The 17,169-nt window shown below is 71.7% G+C and carries 17 protein-coding genes; 14 read left to right on the top strand and 3 right to left on the bottom strand.

From position 1 onward, the window contains the following. Window positions 1-31 precede the first annotated feature (31 nt). The gene (locus P8A18_RS13220) at window positions 32-649 is read left to right on the top strand and encodes a TetR/AcrR family transcriptional regulator C-terminal domain-containing protein (RefSeq protein ID WP_306054438.1); all 618 of its coding nucleotides are present in this window, start codon (window positions 32-34) and stop codon (window positions 647-649) included. A 623-nt stretch (window positions 650-1,272) separates the two neighbouring features. Next, the gene (locus P8A18_RS13215) at window positions 1,273-1,503 is read left to right on the top strand and encodes a hypothetical protein (RefSeq protein WP_306054436.1); all 231 of its coding nucleotides are present in this window, start codon (window positions 1,273-1,275) and stop codon (window positions 1,501-1,503) included. Here P8A18_RS13215 and P8A18_RS13210 read toward each other — a convergent pair. Further along, window positions 1,500-2,360 (bottom strand): helix-turn-helix transcriptional regulator, encoded by an 861-nt coding sequence (locus P8A18_RS13210; protein ID WP_306054434.1) that lies wholly within the window; start codon window positions 2,358-2,360, stop codon window positions 1,500-1,502. The two genes, P8A18_RS13215 and P8A18_RS13210, sit on opposite strands and share 4 nt — an antisense overlap. 158 nt (window positions 2,361-2,518) lie before the next feature. Here P8A18_RS13210 and P8A18_RS13205 point away from each other — a divergent pair, with 158 nt between their 5' ends. The 5 genes from P8A18_RS13205 (at window position 2,519) to P8A18_RS13185 (ending at window position 5,203) form a co-directional block, all read left to right on the top strand. After that, on the top strand, window positions 2,519-3,301 hold the full coding sequence (locus P8A18_RS13205; RefSeq protein ID WP_306054433.1) for an SDR family oxidoreductase: 783 nt from the start codon (window positions 2,519-2,521) through the stop codon (window positions 3,299-3,301). Between the two features lie 50 nt (window positions 3,302-3,351). Then, a complete protein-coding gene (locus P8A18_RS13200) occupies window positions 3,352-3,591 on the top strand; it encodes a tautomerase family protein (RefSeq protein WP_306054431.1) in 240 nt (79 codons plus the stop codon). Window positions 3,592-3,844: 253 nt separating this feature from the next. Beyond that, the gene (locus P8A18_RS13195) at window positions 3,845-4,432 is read left to right on the top strand and encodes a hypothetical protein (RefSeq protein WP_306054429.1); all 588 of its coding nucleotides are present in this window, start codon (window positions 3,845-3,847) and stop codon (window positions 4,430-4,432) included. 24 nt (window positions 4,433-4,456) lie between these two features. Continuing rightward, complete coding sequence (locus P8A18_RS13190; RefSeq protein WP_306054427.1) at window positions 4,457-4,696, top strand: hypothetical protein; 240 nt, start codon at window positions 4,457-4,459, stop codon at window positions 4,694-4,696. Between the two features lie 147 nt (window positions 4,697-4,843). After that, on the top strand, window positions 4,844-5,203 hold the full coding sequence (locus tag P8A18_RS13185) for a DUF7878 domain-containing protein (RefSeq protein WP_306054425.1): 360 nt from the start codon (window positions 4,844-4,846) through the stop codon (window positions 5,201-5,203). Between the two features lie 73 nt (window positions 5,204-5,276). Here P8A18_RS13185 and P8A18_RS13180 read toward each other — a convergent pair whose 3' ends face one another. Beyond that, window positions 5,277-8,561, bottom strand: a complete 3,285-nt coding sequence (locus P8A18_RS13180; protein WP_306054423.1) for a S41 family peptidase — start codon at window positions 8,559-8,561, stop codon at window positions 5,277-5,279. A 201-nt stretch (window positions 8,562-8,762) separates the two neighbouring features. Here P8A18_RS13180 and P8A18_RS13175 point away from each other — a divergent pair, with 201 nt between their 5' ends. Both P8A18_RS13175 and P8A18_RS13170 read left to right on the top strand, forming a co-directional pair. Beyond that, window positions 8,763-9,335, top strand: a complete 573-nt coding sequence (locus tag P8A18_RS13175) for a TetR/AcrR family transcriptional regulator (protein WP_018551972.1) — start codon at window positions 8,763-8,765, stop codon at window positions 9,333-9,335. A 128-nt stretch (window positions 9,336-9,463) separates the two neighbouring features. After that, window positions 9,464-11,692, top strand: a complete 2,229-nt coding sequence (locus P8A18_RS13170) for an MMPL family transporter (RefSeq protein WP_306054420.1) — start codon at window positions 9,464-9,466, stop codon at window positions 11,690-11,692. Window positions 11,693-11,941: 249 nt separating this feature from the next. Here P8A18_RS13170 and P8A18_RS13165 read toward each other — a convergent pair whose 3' ends face one another. Next, a complete protein-coding gene (locus P8A18_RS13165) occupies window positions 11,942-12,295 on the bottom strand; it encodes an SsgA family sporulation/cell division regulator (protein ID WP_306054418.1) in 354 nt (117 codons plus the stop codon). A gap of 217 nt (window positions 12,296-12,512) precedes the next feature. On the opposite strand from P8A18_RS13165, the gene P8A18_RS13160 reads away from it, so the two are divergent. The 5 genes from P8A18_RS13160 to P8A18_RS13140 all read left to right on the top strand — a co-directional run bounded on the left by P8A18_RS13160 (window position 12,513) and on the right by P8A18_RS13140 (window position 17,164). Next, on the top strand, window positions 12,513-13,568 hold the full coding sequence (locus tag P8A18_RS13160; RefSeq protein ID WP_306054417.1) for an energy-coupling factor ABC transporter permease: 1,056 nt from the start codon (window positions 12,513-12,515) through the stop codon (window positions 13,566-13,568). Between the two features lies 1 nt (window position 13,569). Then, complete coding sequence (gene cbiQ, locus P8A18_RS13155; RefSeq protein ID WP_306054415.1) at window positions 13,570-14,331, top strand: cobalt ECF transporter T component CbiQ; 762 nt, start codon at window positions 13,570-13,572, stop codon at window positions 14,329-14,331. Beyond that, on the top strand, window positions 14,328-15,101 hold the full coding sequence (locus P8A18_RS13150) for an energy-coupling factor ABC transporter ATP-binding protein (protein WP_306054413.1): 774 nt from the start codon (window positions 14,328-14,330) through the stop codon (window positions 15,099-15,101). Before cbiQ ends, P8A18_RS13150 begins: the two co-directional genes overlap by 4 nt. Window positions 15,102-15,206: 105 nt before the next feature. After that, window positions 15,207-16,367, top strand: coding sequence for a serine hydrolase domain-containing protein (locus P8A18_RS13145; RefSeq protein ID WP_306060875.1), 1,161 nt, complete (start codon window positions 15,207-15,209; stop codon window positions 16,365-16,367). Further along, window positions 16,364-17,164, top strand: a complete 801-nt coding sequence (locus tag P8A18_RS13140) for an SDR family NAD(P)-dependent oxidoreductase (RefSeq protein ID WP_306054411.1) — start codon at window positions 16,364-16,366, stop codon at window positions 17,162-17,164. Before P8A18_RS13145 ends, P8A18_RS13140 begins: the two co-directional genes overlap by 4 nt. Window positions 17,165-17,169 lie beyond the last annotated feature (5 nt).

Below are 17,169 nucleotides of genomic sequence, written 5' to 3'. Positions count from 1 at the left end.
ACGGCTTTGTTGTATCACATACAATTCGAGGGTGGCGAAGAAGCGAACCGAAGCCCGACCGACATCGGCTCCGTCGCGCGACCGCGGTCGCACGACGAGGCGCCGGCTGATCGAGGCGACCGCACAGCTCTGCAAGGAGCGCCCCGGGGCCGAGGTGAGCGTCGCGGAGATCGCGAACGCGGCGGGCGCCTTCCCCAACCAGGTCACGTACTACTTCGGCTCCAAGGACTCGCTCCTCGTGCACGCCGCCTTCCTCGGCCTGCTGCACGACGCCCGACGGATCGAGCGCATCGGCCGCCAGGCCCCTGACGCGGCGACATTCCGGCGCAACATCGCCCGCGCCGTACTGGCCATGCCCTCGCTCCCGTCGGTCGCGCGCGCACTCGCCGCCGGGATCTCCAAGCCCGAACTCGCCCCCGTGGTCGACCAGCACCTCCAGCTGCTGTTCCAGCAGTCCGAGCGCTTCGTGAGCCGGCTCATCGACGGGCGGGGCTGGAAGGCCCGTCGACCGCTCGACGTGGAGGCCAGGACGTTCTGGAGCACCGCGCTCGGCGCGGTGCTGCTCGTCCGCGCCGGGGCGCACGGGACCGTCGCCGATCTCGACCTCGCCGGAGCACTGACCATCCACGACGATCCCGAGCCCGGATAGGGCTTGGGCGGACCCGCGGCACGTCGAAGCCGGAGAACCCGGCTCTGCCCGAGATCCGCTCGGGGCGCCGGGCTAGCATGGGTGGTGGCTCGTTCTTCGGGACGGGTGGTGCGCCGGGAAGTCTGGTCGGCAGTTCTGTCGTCGTGCCCGGGAAGGCGTGCCATGCCCCTGCCGTTTCGTGTCCGCCCGTGTGGCTGTGAAGCCGTCCGGCCGTGTGGCCGTGAAGCCGTCCGCCCGCGTGGCTGTGAAGCCGTCGGCCCGTGTGGCCGTGATGCCGTCCGGCCGCGAGGTGAGCTGAACCGTCGTACGGCCGGCCGCGTGTGCGGGAAGCCGTCGAGCGGGCTCGCCGTCGGCCCTGACGTGCTTGAAGCGGACCTGAGCGGAGTCCCGTTCATCACCCCGGAGCGGAGCGCTGTCTCCCTCCGGGCGGAGCGACGCCCGCAGGCCGAGGGCCCGGTTCGTCGTCACGTACCGCACGCACCGCACGTACCGCACGCACCGCATCCTCGGCGCGCGCCGCACGCACCGCATCCTCGGCGCGCGCCGCAAGCTCCGCCCGGAACGCCTTCTCGGCGCCCCTCTTCCCTTTGACCAGCAAATTCCGGCCGGACGAGAGTCGAGTCATGCCTGCGCAGCAGCCCTCCCCACCGCCTCAGGCCCTGGTCGAGCAGGTCCTGATCTGCTTCGACGCCTATACCCGGGCCCGGGGAGCGCGGGACAGTCTTCTGTCCGGCGGCCGGGTATCCCCCCGGGAGGAACAGCGTGCCTTCGACGACCTTCGGCGGGTGATCGAGAAGCTCCGTGACGCGGACACCTCGGAGCTGTACGCGGACGAGACGGACGACAGGCCCTAGTCCCGCGTGACGCCCATCTCCTGGGTTCCCACGACGGACAGCAGTTCCAGCTGCTCGGCTCCCTGGCTTCCGGGCGGGGCGGTGAACCACAGCAGGCGTTGGCGTCCGTCCTCGCTGAGGAGGTTGTAGCAGTCGAGTTCGATGACGCCGAGCATGGGGTGGACGATCCTCTTGTGGTCCATGCGGCGCACCGCGACGTCGTGGGTGTCCCAGAGGGCCGCGAACTCCGGGCTGCGGCGGCGCAGCATGGCGGTCATCTTCGTGACCTCCGCGTCCCGGCCACGCCGGGCGGCCGCTGCCCTGAGATCGGCCACGAACACCCGGGAGTGCTGCGGGTGGTCCTCTGGCGGGTAGATCTCGCGCGCCCGCGGGTCGGTGAACCAGCGGTACACGAAGCTCGCCGCCGGGCCGCGCAGGGCCGGGGACCGGCCGAGCAGGGTCCGGGCCAGGTCGTTCTCCACCAGGGTCTCGTGCAGGTCGGTGATGACGCGTGCGGGGGTGTTGGACAGCCGGTCCAGGAGTCCGAGGAGCGCGGGCTGCACATGCGCCGATGGCCCGTGTGCGGACGGCGGCACCAGCCGTTCGGCCAGGTGGAACAGGTGGTCGCGCTCGTCGCCGTTCAGGCGCAGGGCTCGGGCGAGGGCGGCCAGGGTCTGGGCGGACGGCTGTACCCCGTTCTTCGCGCTGCCGCGTTCCAGCTCGGTGTAGTAGTCGGCCGACAGCCCCGCCAGCTGGGCGACCTCCTCGCGGCGCAGCCCGGGGACGCGCCGGCGCGGGCCCTGGGGGAGGCCGACCTCGGCGGGGCGGATGCGGTCGCGGCGCGTCCTGAGGAAGGCGCCGAGTTCTGGCAGGTTCACCCCTCCATCGTCCCTCGTACGCAGGAGCGCAGCCAGGGGGTGGCATCCCCTGGGTGGACGCAGCCCTGGCTGGGGGCGGGGAACCGGCGGATCGTGGAGGAGACAGCGGGGCAACGGCGAGCCGGCGGCCCCGCCCCCACTCACCACAGGAGTCAGCCATGCCCACCCCCACTCCCCTCGAAGGGACCGCCGCCTTGGCCCAGCCCTCCGCCTCACCCCGTGTCGCGATCGTCACCGGCGGCTCGCGCGGTATCGGCCGCCGCACCGTCGGCCGGCTGGCCGCCGACGGGTACGCCGTCGTGGTCGGCTACGCCGGCAACCGGGCCGAGGCCGAGGCAGCCGTGAAGGAGGCCGTCGCCGGGGGCGGCCGGGCGATCGCGGTACGCGCCGACGTCGCCGACGAACACGCGGTCGCGGCCCTGTTCGACACGGCCGAAGCGGAGTTCGGCGGGGTCGACGTCGTCGTCCACGCGGCCGGGCGGATGCAACTGGCACCGATCGCCGAGCTGGACCTGGCCGTCCTGGACGACCTGCTCCGCACCAACGTCCGCGGCACGTTCGTCGTCGTCCAGCAGGCGGCCCGGCGGGTGCGCCCCGGCGGCGCGATCGTGACGTTCTCCACGTCCGTGGTGGGGCTCGCCTTCCCGGGCTACGGCGCGTACGCCGCCGGCAAGGGCGCGGTCGAGGCGCTGACACTGATCCTGGCCCGGGAGCTGCGGGGCCGGGACGTCACCGCCAACACCGTCGCGCCCGGCCCCACGGCCACCGACCTCTTCCTCGACGGCAAGGACGAGGAGACCATCGCCCGCCTCGCCGCCCAGCCCCCGCTGGAGCGCCTCGGCACCCCTGCCGACATCGCCGAGGTCGTGGCGTTCCTGGCCGCACCGGCCGGCCACTGGATCAACGGACAGGTCATCCGCGCCAACGGCGGAATCATCTGAACCACCCTCAGACGATCACCCGGCCCCACCGAGAAGAGGAACAACCAGCCATGCCCTTCGCGAACTTCAAGGTCCCCGAGAAGACCCTCACCCCGAAGCAGAAGGAGGAGATCGTCACCCGCACCACCGAGCTGTACGTCGAGCTCTACGGCGAGCGCGCCCGCGACAACACCATGGTGCTGGTCGAAGAGGTCGCCGACGGCGGCTGGGGCATCTCCGGCAACGTCCTGACCCTCGCCATGCTCGGCGAGACGACACCGGCCGACCCCAACGACCCCAACGACGCCTGACCACACCCGCACCCGCCGGAATCGGTAGCCGCTGGCCGGGACTTGGGCCCAGCCGACTACGATCTGCGCGGCTGCGCCCTCCCGGCATCGGGGGCCGACAGCCCGCTCCGTACGGAGGAGCCTTCACCTACGCGTGATGGAAGGACTTGCGGGTATGACGTCAGCGCGCAGGGCCATTCGGGCAGGCGCAATACTGATGATCCTGCTGGGATGCCTGGCGGCGGCGTCCAATGTCTTTCCGCGAGGAGCTGACATGTCTGAGCTGCTGAGCGACCTGCGGAGCGGGCGGGCGACGGCGATGCATGTTGTTTACGTCTCTCCGATGGAAGTGCGGGCACGTTGGTCCGTCGGGCTGTTGGGCGAAAAGGAACTCACCTACCATTCCGCGGAAACTCCCGGCAGTCCCAATACGCAAGAGGAGTTCACCGACTTGATTCGGCTGCGCCTCGGCACCGCAGACGAAGGCGTGTCGCTCGACTCGGCCGATCCGCTGTCCAGCCTGGGCGGACTTTCCATCCTGGTCCCCATTCTCTATTGGCGGTTCATCGCACTGGCATGGCTCAAGTGGGCTATTCTGCTGGCCTTTCTCATTGTTCTCGCGGATATCTGCATGAGAGGTTCTCTGCGCGCCGTCAGCGCCGGCTACTGGCTCGCAGCCTGCGTGCTCCTTGGCTCGGGTGCGCCGGCCTACCTCTGGTCCGAGCCGTCCTCCCTGAGGCGGGAGAGCGGCACGGGCGTGGCCGCTGTTGCCGGAATCTCTGGATGGGGTGTCGTCGTGAGAACGCTGGGTTGGTTCGGGGGAGTGGTGCTTCTCGGGGTGGCGGTACTGGCGTTGCGTTGACTTCGACAGAGGAAGGAATGAGCCATGAACCCGCCGGGGTTGCTGACCCCTTGGGTCCGGGACCAGTTGATCGAGTACCTGGGCAGGCTGAGTGACAGGGCTTGGCAGAAGGAGAATTGGACGTCGCGGGAGGCGGCCGACGACGGCCTCGACGAGATGCTGGACTTCTTCGACGACTCCGGAGTTCTCGGTGATCCGTGCGGCAGCTCCTGCCGGTGTTTCGGCCCGCGGAATCCCGCCCATCCGATAGCGCGCGGCACCTGAAGCGTGCTGGTACGGTCGTTGACATTTGGGTGGCCCGGACGCGTAGGGGGCCCCAGACCTTGTGGGGCGGGGCAGTTGCGGTTGGTCTGTCGAGACTTCGGCCTGTCGGATCTGCCGCGGCGGGGCCTCACTCCGCATGAGGCTCCCGTGGAGGTGCTGCTTCTTGATATCGAGGCAGAGCTGTCAATCCGGGAACGAGGGCGGACGGCGTGGTCCGAGGGGCAGTTCCCCGTGGCCGAGTTGGCGTATCACGTGGCGCTCTGGCTCCAGAGTCCCCAGGCCGGCCATGAGGACTTCGAGCTCGACTCGATGCAGGCCGAGAAGGGGGTGATCCGCATCGCGAACTCTGGTCAGGGCTGGCGGATCGGCTCCGTCGCCACGCCGGACTTCTGGACCACGCCCGTGAGTTGGGATGTCCTCGTGTCGGAGATCAAGCACTTCCACTACTCGGTGCGCGAGGGCGTGGCCGCGATGGGCGTCGACCCCGCCTTCATGCTGAGGCTCTGACCGCTACCGGGTCCAGTCCGCCCGGGCACGACGTGTCAGGGAGCGGCCCTGCTGTCGAGTATTGAGGGTCCTCCTACCGCGGTGGCAGCGCCGGTCGGCGGCGGTTCGGGGCTGTCTCGTACGTCGGTGGTGTGGCCGGGGGGTGGGCGGCCAGTAGGTCCAGGGCGATGCGGACCGCGTCGTCCAGGACCGCGTGGCGGCCCTCTGCCCAGTCCAGGGGGGTGCGCAGGGCCTCCTCGTCCGGTTCCACGCCGTGGTTCTCGACCGACCAGCCGTACGTGTCGAACCACGCCGCGTTCATCGGGACCGTGATCACCGTGCCGTCGCCCAGGCGGTGGCGGCCGGTCATGCCGACCACGCCGCCCCAGGTGCGCTGGCCCACCACCGGGCCCAGTTTCAGCAGGCGGAACGCGGCGGTGATCATGTCGCCGTCGGATGAGGTGGCCTCGTCGGCGAGGGCGACGACCGGGCCCCGGGGGGCGTTGGAGGCGTACGAGACGGGCTGGGCGTTGCGGGTCAGGTCCCAGCCGAGGATGGTGCGGGTGAGTTTCTCGACGACCAGCTCGCTGATGTGGCCGCCCGCGTTGCCCCGTACGTCCACGATCAGCGCCGGGCGGGAGACCTCCATGCGCAGGTCGCGGTTGAACTGGGCCCAGCCGGAGCCGCCCATGTCCGGGATGTGGAGGTAGCCGCAGCGGCCGCCGCTCAGGCCCCGTACGACCTCGCGGCGCTTGGCGACCCAGTCCTGGTAGCGCAGCGGGCGCTCGTCGATGAGGGGGACGACCGCCACGCGGCGGGAGCGGCCCCCGCCCTCGGCGGGGCGGAAGGTCAGCTCGACCGTGGTGCCGCCCGCCGCGGCGAGCAGGGGGTAGGGGCCGGTGACCGGGTCGACCGGGCGGCCGTCCACATGGGTGAGGACCGCGCCCTCGCGGATGCCCGTACCGGCCAGCGGGGAGCGGGCCTTGGAGTCGGAGGAGTCGCCGGGGAGGATGCGCAGCAGGGTCCATTCGCCGTCGCGGCAGGCGAAGTTGGCGCCCAGCAGGCCGATCGCGCGCTGGTAGTGCGGCGGGCCCTCGTTGCGGCGGGCGGGGGAGACGTACGCGTGGGAGGTGCCCAGTTCGCCGAGGACCTCGCGCAGGAGGTCGGCGAACTCGTCGGGGGTGGCGACGCGTTCGACCAGGGGGCGGTACTGGTCCAGGACCGCCGGCCAGTCGATGCCGCACATGTCCGGCTCCCAGAAGTAGGAGCGGATGATGCGGCCCGCCTCGTCGTACGCGCCCCGCCACTCCGCCGCCGGGTCCGCCTCGTGCAGGATGCGGCGCAGGTCCAGGTAGACGGTCGAGTCGAGGTCGCCGGGTTCCGTGGCGGGGACCGCGCGCAGTTCGCCGTCGTCCATGACGACCAGGCGGGAGGCGTCGCCGCTGACGGCGAACCAGTCGAGATGGCTGACCAGTTCGGTCTTCTTCGCCTTGGCGATGCTGAAGTGCTCCAGGGTCGGCCGGCCCGACATGTCCGACGGGTTGGCGAAGGTCTCGCCGAGCGCCCCGGAGATCGGCCAGCGCAGCCACACCAGCCCGCCGCCGCTGACCGGGTGCAGCGCCGAGTACTTGGACGCGGAGACCGGGAACGGCGTGACCCGGCTCTCCAGGCCCTCGAACTCGACGGTGACCGTCGAGCCCTCGGCCGCCCCGGCCTCGGCGGTGTCGATGGGGTCGAGGCCGCCCGCCGCGGGCCGGCCGTCGGGGAGCAGGGCGAAGGGGGACGGGGTCGCCGAGGAGAGCGGGACCAGGTAGGGGCGGCAGCCGAGCGGGAAGGACAGGTCCCCGGTGTGCACGTCGTACACCGGGTCGAAGCCGCGCCAGGACAGGAACGCGAGATAGCGGCCGTCGCCCGTGAAGACCGGGTTCTCGTCCTCGAAGCGGCCGTTGGTGACGTCCACGATCGCGGGCTCGCCGGGGCCCAGGATGCGGGCCAGCTTGATCTTGCGCAGCGAGCGGCCGATGCCGGGGTGCGACCAGGTCAGCCAGGCGCCGTCCGGGGAGAAGGCGAGGTCGCGCACCGGGCCGTTGACGGAGCGGATCAGCTCGGCCGGCTCGCCGGTCGACGTCTCCTCGTCGGTGTCCAGGAGGAGCAGGCGGCCGTCGTGCGAGGCGATGGCGAGGCGTTCGCCGTCCGGGTCGGCGACCAGCTCCTGGACCCGGCCGATCAGGCCGGAGGCGAGGCGGCGCGTCGGGCGGTCGTCGCTGGCGCGCGGCAGCTGGGCGATCTCGATCGCGTCCTCGCCCTCCGCGTCGGTGACGTACGCGACCTGGCCGCCGCTGCCCAGCATCTCCGGCAGCCGCACCCGGACGCCGGGGGTGTCGGAGATGGTGCGGGCGGGCCCGTCGCGGTGCGTGAGCCAGTACAGGCTGCCGCGTACCGACACGGCGCTCGCCCGGCCGGTCTCGTCCACGGACAGGGCGTCCACGTTGCTCGCGGCCGGGACCTGGTACGTACGCCGTCCGGCGCGCGGGCCGCCGAGGCGGACCTCCAGCCTGCGAGGCACGGCGTCGGGCGTCTCCAGGTCGTCCACGAGCCACAGCTCGCCCGCGCACTGGTAGACCACGCGCCGCCCGTCGCTCGACGCGTGCCGGGCGTAGAACGCGTCGTGGTCGGTGTGCCGGCGCAGTCCGGAGCCGTCGGGGCGGCAGGAGTAGAGGTTGCCGACGCCCTCGTGGTCGGAGAGGAACGCGATCCGGCCGCCGACGAACATGGGGGAGTCCAGATGCCCGCCGATGTCCGGGAGCAGCCGCTCGCCGTGCAGCCAGAGCCGTCCCGTCGCCCCGCCCCGGTAGCGCTTCCAGGCGGCCGGTTCGTGCGGCGGGGTGCCGGTGAGGAGCAGGGAGCGGCGCTCGCCGTCGATGTCGGCGACGGCGATGTCCGAGACGGGGCCCCAGGGCAGTTTGCCGCCGGGGCTGCCGTCGGTGGGGACGCTGTAGGCCCAGGAGAAGTACGAGAACGGCTGGCGGTGCGAGGAGACGGCGAGGATCTGCGAGGCGTCGCCGGGGTCGGGCGACCAGCCGCAGACCCGGGCGTCGGTCGAGCCCCAGTAGGTGAGCCGGCGGGCCGGGCCGCCCGCGACCGGGGCGAGGTGGATCTCGGGGTCGAAGGTGCGCCAGGTCGTGTACGCGATCCGGGTCCCGTCGGGGGAGAAGCGCGGATGGCTGACCCGGGTGCGGTCGACGGTCAGCCGCCAGGCCCGGCCCGGACGCTCCCCCTCGGCGGCGAGCGGGGCGACCCAGAGATCGTCCTCGGCCGCGAAGCAGAGCAGATCCTCGTGGAGGTGCGGGAACCGGAGATACGAGACGTCGTCACTCACCCCACCCATGCTTTCCGCGCGCGGGGGCGGCGGCAACTCAGGGGGATGCCCGCGCGCTCTGTGGCGCGGGACACAAGCGAAACCATTCCGTTTCGCTGGGGCGGTGCAGTACCGTTCTCGTGTACGAAACAGTTTCGTTCGATTTACTTATGCGCAGCTTACGCGCCGCCCGCCGGGCCCACGGAGGAAGGAGGTCGACCCATGGCACGCACACGGCTCACGCCCGAGCGTGAGAGCGAGCTGTACGCCGCCGTGCTCGACCTGCTCCGTGAGGTCGGCTACGACGCCCTCACGATGGACGCCGTCGCCGCGCGTACGCATTCCAGCAAGGCCACCCTCTACCGCCAGTGGGGGAACAAGCCGGCGCTCGTCGTCACGGCTCTGCGGCACAACAAACCCGGCACCCTCGGCGACGTCGACACCGGCTCGCTCCGTGGTGACTTCCATGCCGTTCTCAGCCGCAGTGACGACTGTCAGATGGAGAAGGACGCCGCGCTGATGCGGGGTCTGAGCCATGCCGTCCACAACAATCCCGACCTCCTCCAGGCCCTGCGCGAACTGCTGGTCGAACCCGAGATGACGGGTCTCGACAAGCTGCTGCGCCGAGCCGTGGAACGGGGAGAGGTGAGCCCGGACAATCCGGCGCTCAGATATGTACCGCACATGCTGATCGGTGCCTTCGCCACCCGGCAGCTGGTCGAGGACCGCCCCGTCGACCAGGCATTCCTCCTCGACTACGTCGACTCCGTGATCATCCCCGCTCTCGGAGCCTGACCGTATCGGTCCCCGCGCGCTTTCCCGCACGGCCCTCTCCCCAAGCTCCACCTGACACGCCGCTCTCGTCGTCGGGCTGGTTCCTCACGCCCATTTCCACTCACCGACCTGACCGGGAGTACGCCTCCGTGGCCACATTCCTCTACAAGCTCGGACGGCTCGCCTTCCGGCGCCGCCGCTATGTCGCCCTGATCTGGGTGGCACTGCTGGCCCTCGCCGGAGTCGGCGCGGCCTCCGCGTCGACCGCCACGTCCAGCTCCTTCTCGATCCCGGGTACCGAGGCCCAGAAGGCCTTCGACCTGCTGGAACAGCGCTTTCCCGCCGCCAGCGCCGACGGCGCCACCGCGCGCGTCGTCTTCAAGGCACCCGAGCACGAGAAGGTGACGGACGCGGCCAACAAGGCCGAGGTCAACAAGATCACCCGCGAGCTGAAGGCGGGCTCCGACCAGATCGCCTCGGTCGTCGACCCGTACGAGGGCGATGCCGTCTCCAAGAACGGCTCGACCGCGTACATCTCCGTCACCTACAAGGTCAACTCGATGGAGCTGACCGACGCGACCCGCGACGCCCTGGAGGACGCGGGCGAGACGGCGCAGAAGAGCGGGATGACCGTGGAGATCGGCGGTGACGCCCTCCAGGTGATGCCGGAGACCGGCGCCACCGAGGTCATCGGTGTGGCCATCGCCGCCGTCGTGCTCGTCGTCACCTTCGGCTCGCTCATCGCGGCCGGGCTGCCCCTGCTGACCGCGCTGATCGGCGTCGGCATCGGCGTCTCCACGATCACCGCCCTGGCCAACGTGCTCGACCTGGGCAACACCACCTCCACCCTCGCGATGATGATCGGCCTCGCCGTCGGCATCGACTACGCGCTGTTCATCGTCTCCCGCTACCGCGCCGAACTGGCCGAGGGCCGGGAACGCGAGGAGGCGGCGGGCCGGGCGGTCGGCACGGCCGGCTCCGCGGTCGTCTTCGCCGGGCTCACCGTGGTCATCGCGCTGGTCGGCCTGGCCGTCGTCAACATCCCGATGCTGTCCAAGATGGGCTTCGCCGCGGCCGGCACCGTCGCCATCGCCGTCCTCATCGCGCTGACCCTCGTCCCGGCCCTGCTGGGCTTCGCGGGCAAGCGGGTCCTGGGACGCAAGGCGCGCAAGGCCGCCGAGGCGGAGAACAGTCCCGAGGCGAAGCCGAACATGGGCACCCGCTGGGCGCGGTTCGTGCTGCGCAAGCCGGTGTGGGTGCTGCTCGTCGGCGTCCTGGGCCTCGGCGCCATCGCCGTGCCGGCCGCCTCGCTGGAGATGGGTCTGCCGGACGACGGCTCCCAGCCCACCAGCACCACCCAGCGCCGCGCCTACGACCTGCTCTCCGACGGCTTCGGCCCAGGCTTCAACGGCCCGCTGCTGGTCGTCGTGGACACGGAGGGCAGCGCCGACGGCAAGGCCGTGGCCAAGCAGGTCGGCGACGAGATCGCCGACATGAAGGGCGTCGTCGCCGTCACCCCGGCCACCTTCAACAAGGCCGGCGACGCGGCGATGATCACCGTCGTCCCGAAGGACCGGCCCAGCTCCGTCGAGACGGAGAACGTGGTCCACGCGATCCGCGACGCGGGCAAGGACATCAAGTCCGACACCGGCGCCGAGGTGCTCGTCACCGGCTCCACCGCGATGAACATCGACTTCTCGCAGAAGATGAACGACGCGCTGCTGCCCTACCTGGCACTCGTCGTCGGCCTCGCCTTCCTGCTGCTGATGGTCGTCTTCCGGTCCGTGCTGGTGCCGCTCAAGGCGGCGCTCGGCTTCCTGCTCTCGGTCGTCGCGGCCCTGGGCGCGGTCGTCGCGGTCTTCCAGTGGGGCTGGCTCGCCTCGCTCTTCGGGGTCGAGCAGACCGGCCCGATCATGTCGATGATGCCGATCTTCATGGTGGGCGTGGTCTTCGGCCTGGCGATGGACTACGAGGTCTTCCTCGTCACCCGGATGCGTGAGGCGTACGTCCACGGCGAGAAGCCCGGCCAGGCCATCGTCACCGGCTTCAACCACGGGGCCCGGGTCGTCACGGCCGCGGCCGTGATCATGATGGCGGTCTTCTCCGGGTTCATCGGCTCCAGCGAGTCGATGATCAAGATGATCGGCTTCTCGCTCGCCATCGCCGTCTTCTTCGACGCGTTCGTCGTCCGCATGGCCATCGTGCCCGCCGTCCTGGCGCTGCTCGGCAAGCGCGCCTGGTGGCTGCCGCGCTGGCTGGACCGGGCCCTGCCGAATGTGGACGTCGAGGGCGAGGGGCTGCGCAAGGATCTGGACGAGCCGTCGGCCGGCGACTCCGGCCCGGACGCCGGGGGCGAGCGCGAGCTGGTCCGCGTCTGAGCCGACCGGCTCCCGGGGCCGCTGAGCCCCGGGAGCCGCTGGGCCCCGGGAGCCGCTGGGCCCCGGGAGCCGCTGGGCCGGAAGAGCCGCTGAACTCCGGGGCCGCGTCCGACGCGGGGCGCGGCCCCGGGAGCCCGGGTTACCTGTGGGGACGGGGGACCGGGGCGACGAGAGCCCCCGTGCATCGTGCACGGGGGCTCTCGCCATGTCCGCGTGCGTCGTGCACGGGGGCTCTCGCCATGTCCGCGTTCAGGCTCGGGTGGCCTCGGGCGCCGGGGTCTCGCGGTGCGTACGCCGTATGAAGCGGACCAGCGGGGCGCTGTCGAACTGGACCACATCGACGCCGGCCGCGTCGTGCCGCTCCACGACCAGCTGCACCCGGCCGCACGGCCATATCCGCCAGCCATCCTGCTCGACCGGGTAGCGCAGCCCCCGCTCCAGCAGCTCGCGCTCGACGGCCCACTCCGTGCCGCCGGGGTAGGCGACGCGGACGGTGGCGGGGGTGTCGGAGCTGTCGTACCGCAGCTCGACCGGGACGACGGGCAGGTCGCGGGCGTCGGTGACGAGCCGGGCTCTGGCATGTTCATGGATCACGGGGGACATGGGCCGGCTCTCCTCCTGTGTATGTAGCTTTGTCCTCTAATGTCCCATATTTTACGTAAAGAGCATCATGGGAGTCCTGTGCAGTTGTGACTGACGTGCTCTTGCGAATCGTTCGCAACAGGGTCCTATCATTGAGAGGTTCATGACCCCGCGAGAGGTTCATGACCCCGCGCACCCGGCGCAGCAACGCAGGAACGCAGGAAGCGGAGCCTCCCTCATGCATGTACCCGACGGATTCATCAACCCACCTGTATCCGCCGTGGCGGGCGTCGTCGCCGCCGGTGCCGTCGCCGTCAGTCTGAGGGGGGCCCGCCGCGAGCTCGATGAGCGGACCGCGCCCCTGGCCGGGCTCGTCGCCGCCTTCATCTTCGCCGTACAGATGCTGAACTTCCCCGTGGCGGCCGGCACCAGCGGCCATCTGCTCGGCGGGGCGCTGGCCGCGATCCTCGTCGGGCCCTATACCGGCGTGCTCTGCATATCCGTCGTCCTGCTCATGCAGGGCATCCTCTTCGCCGACGGCGGGCTCACCGCGCTCGGCGTCAACATCCTCGACATGGGCATCGTGACGACCGTCGTCGCGTACGCCCTCTTCCGCGGCCTGGTCGGCGTGCTGCCGCGCACCCGCCGCTCCATGACCGTCGCCTCCTTCGTCGCCGCGCTGGTCTCCGTACCGGCCGCGGCCTGCGCCTTCACGCTGATGTACTGGATCGGCGGCACCACGGACATCCCGATCGGCAAGGTCTTCACCGCCATGGTCGGCGTGCACGTCCTCATCGGCCTTGGCGAGGCCCTGATCACCGCGCTGACCGTCGGCGCCGTCATCGCCGTCCGCCCCGACCTGGTCCACGGCGCGCGCGGTCTCGCAGCCCCGCTCAAGCTGCGCGTCGACGGCGAACTGGTCGACGCCCCCGCGCCCACGCCCGAGCCCGCGCCCGCCCACCGTTCGACCCGCGGCCTGTGGGCCACCGGCCTGATCACCGCCCTCGTGCTGGCCGGCTTCGTCTCCTACTACGCCTCCGCCAACCCGGACGGCCTGGAGAAGGTCGCCACCGACAAGGGCATCGACAAGGAGGCCAAGGAACACGCGGCGAAGGACTCCCCGCTCGCCGACTACGGCGTCAAGGACGTCTCCAACGCCCGGCTCTCCGGCGGACTCGCCGGCGTGATCGGCGTCGGCGTCACCCTCGTCGCCGGCAGCGGCGCCTTCTACGTCGTCTCCCGCCGCCGCAGGAACGACGACGACGCCGGCCACCGCACCGACGAGAAGGTCTGACGTGAGCGCGGGTCACACCCACAAGCTCTACCGGCACGGGCACTCGCCGGTCCACGACCTGCCGCCGCACTGCAAGCTCGCCGCCGTCTTCTGCTTCGTCGTGGTCGTCGTCTCCACCCCGCGCGAGGCCGTCTGGGCCTTCGGGCTCTACGCGCTGCTCATCGCGGGCGTCACCGCGCTCGCCCGCATCCCGGCCGGCTTCCTGCTGAAACGGCTGCTCATCGAGGTGCCGTTCGTCGCGTTCGCCGTGCTCATGCCGTTCGTCGTGCCCGGCGAGCAGACCCACGTCCTCGGACTCTCCGTCAGCGTCCCCGGCCTCTGGGGCGCCTGGAACGTGCTGGCCAAGGGCACCCTCGGCGTCGCCGCGTCCGTGCTCCTGGCCTCCACCACCGAACTGCGCTCCCTGCTGCTCGGCCTCCAGCGCCTCAGACTGCCGCCGCTGCTCGTCCAGATCGCCTCCTTCATGATCCGCTACGGCGACGTGATCACCGACGAGATGCGCCGCATGTCCATCGCCCGCCGCTCCCGCGGCTTCGAGGCGCGCGGCGTACGGCAGTGGGGCGTCCTCGCCAAGTCGGCCGGCGCCCTGTTCATCCGCTCCTACGAGCGCGGCGAACGCGTCCACCTCGCCATGGTCAGCCGCGGCTACACCGGCTCCATGCCGGTCATCGACGAGGTGACCGCCTCACGCACCCAGTGGGCGTACGCCTCGGCCCTCCCGCTGCTCGCCCTCGCCGTGTGTCTGGTGGGATGGACCGTATGAGCCCCGACCCCGCCCCAGTACCGCCCTCCCTGGAGGTCAGCGGCCTCGCCTACGCCTACCCCGACGGCCACCAGGCGCTCTTCGGCGTCGACCTGACCGTCGGGCGCGGCGAACGCGTCGCGCTGCTCGGCCCGAACGGCGCCGGCAAGACCACCCTGGTCCTCCACCTCAACGGCATCCTGGAGGCGGGCGCGGGATCGGTGCACGTCGCCGGGCTGCCGGTGGGCAAGCGCCACATGGCCGAGATCCGCCGCCGCGTCGGCATCGTCTTCCAGGACCCCGACGACCAGCTCTTCATGCCCACCGTCCGCGAGGACGTCGCCTTCGGACCCGCCGCCGGCGGGCTGCGCGGCGCCGAGCTGGAGGAGCGGGTCATGGAAGCGCTGAAGCAGGTCGGCATGGAGGAGTACGCGGCCCGGCCGCCGCACCACCTCTCCTTCGGCCAGCGCCGCCGCGTCGCCGTCGCCACCGTCCTCGCCATGCGGCCGGAGATCCTCGTCCTGGACGAACCCTCCTCCAACCTGGACCCGGCCTCCCGCCGCGAACTCGCCGACATCCTGCGCGCGTTGGACGTCACCGTCCTGATGGTCACGCACGACCTGCCGTACGCGCTGGAGCTGTGCGGCCGCGCGGTCATCCTCAGCGACGGGGTCATCGCCGCCGACGACCGCACCCAGGACCTGCTGTGCGACACCGCGCTGATGCGCGCCCACCGCCTGGAACTCCCCTTCGGCTTCGACCCGCGCTCGGTGACGATCCAGGCACCGTGACGGCGTGGGCCCATTTGTTCCGTGCCGGTGAACTTGTGGTGACCCGGCCCACTTCCCACCTGCGGTGCCGTGCACCATGGGGGGATGAGCGGGAGCGGAGCAGGGGTGGACGTACGGGGTACGGCGGCGCCCGGATTCGAAGCGGTCCGGGACGCCTTCGTCCGTAACTTCGAACAGCGCGGTGACCGCGGGGCCGCGGTCACCGTCTACCGGCACGGGCGCAAGGTCGTCGACCTGTGGGCCGGCACCAGAGACGTGGACGGCACCGAACCCTGGGCCGTCGACACCGTCCAGGTCGTCCGCTCCGCCGGCAAGGGCATCGCCGCGGCCGTCCCGCTGCTGCTGCACCAGCGCGGCCAGATCGACCTGCACGCCCCGGTCTCCACGTACTGGCCCGAGTTCAAGGCGAACGGCAAGGAACGCGTCCTCGTCCGCCACCTCCTCGCCCACCGGGCGGGAGTCCCCGCCCTGGACCGGCCGCTGACCCCCGACGAGGCCGCCGACGGGGTGAGCGGGGCACGGGCCGTCGCCGCCCAGCGCCCCGCCTGGGAGCCCGGCACCGACCACGGCTACCACGCGCAGACCTACAGCTGGCTCGTCGGCGAACTCGTGCGGCGCGTCACCGGACGCACCGTCGGCCGCTGGGTCGCCGAGGAGATCGCCCGCCCGCTCGGCCTGGACTTCTGGTTCGGCATCCCGGCCGACGAGGCCCACCGCATCGGCCGGATCGGCCCGGTCGAACCGCCGGCCGGCGAGAACACGGGCGCCCTGCGGATGCGCCCCAAGCGCTCGGTCGTGGACGCCTACCGCGACCCGGAATCGCTCACCCGGCGGGCGTTCGGCGCCATCGACCCGTTCCCCGACGAGAACGCCCCCGGCTACCGCGCCGCCGAACTCCCCGCGTCCAACGGCATCGCGACGGCCCGCGGCCTGGCCCGCTGCTACGCGGCGATGATCGGCCCGGTCGACGGCCACCGGCTGTTCGCCCCGGCCACCCTCACCCTCGCCCGCACCGAGGAGTCGGCGGGCCCGGACCAGGTCCTCGTCGTCAACACCCGGTTCGGGCTGGGCTACATGCTCCACGGCCCCGCGAGCCCGCTGCTCGCGCCCGGCTCCTTCGGCCACCCCGGCCGGGGCGGCTCGCTGGGCTTCGCCGACCCCGAGTCCGGCATCGCCTTCGGCTACGTGACCAACGGCCTCCAGAAGGGAGTTACCGCCGACCCCCGGTCCCAGGCCCTGGTGCGGGCGGTACGGTCGGCGCTATGACTCCTGCCGCCCCCGCCGCCCGCGCGCGCTTCGACGGTCACTCCGTCCTCATCACCGGTGCGGGCCGGGGCATCGGCGCCGCCACCGCCCGCCTGCTGGCCGCCGAGGGCGCCCGCGTCCTCGTCACCGACCTGGACGGCGACCGGGCGGAGTCCGTGGCCGCCGCGATCCGCGAGAGCGGCGGCACGGCCGAGGCGCTGGCCTGCGACGTGGCGGACCGGGGAGCGGTCGAGGCGGCCGTCGCCCGCGCCGTCGAGGCGTTCGGCGGGCTCGACGTCCTCGTCAACAACGCGTACGCCTGCACCGTCGACAGCACGCTCTTCGAGGACGAGCCGGACGAGACCTGGCACCGCGACCTGGACATCACCCTCGGCGGCGCCTACCGCTGCGCGCGCGCCGCGATGCCGCACCTCGCCGCGTCCGGGCGGGGCGCGATCGTCTCCATCGGCTCGGTCAACGGCATGCAGGACTTCGGCAACCACGCCTACAGCGCCGCCAAGGCGGGCCTGGCGAGCCTCACCCGTACGCTCGCCGGCCACGCCGGACCGCGCGGCGTGCGGGCCAACCTCGTCGTGCCCGGCACGATCCGCACCGACGCCTGGGCGGGCCGCGAGGCCGAGCTGGACCGGGTCAGCTCCCTCTACCCCCTCGGCCGCGTCGGCGAACCGGAGGACATCGCGAAGGCGGTCGCGTTCCTCGCGTCGTCGGACGCGGAGTGGATCACGGGCACGTCGCTGTGCGTGGACGGCGGGCTGACCGCGGTCAACACGGGGTTCCGGGCGGCGGTTTCCGAGTAGCGCGT

This window comes from Streptomyces sp. Mut1, from assembly GCF_030719295.1.
Classification (GTDB): Bacteria; Actinomycetota; Actinomycetes; order Streptomycetales; family Streptomycetaceae; genus Streptomyces; species Streptomyces castrisilvae.
This window is presented reverse-complemented; position numbering and strand designations above follow the sequence as displayed.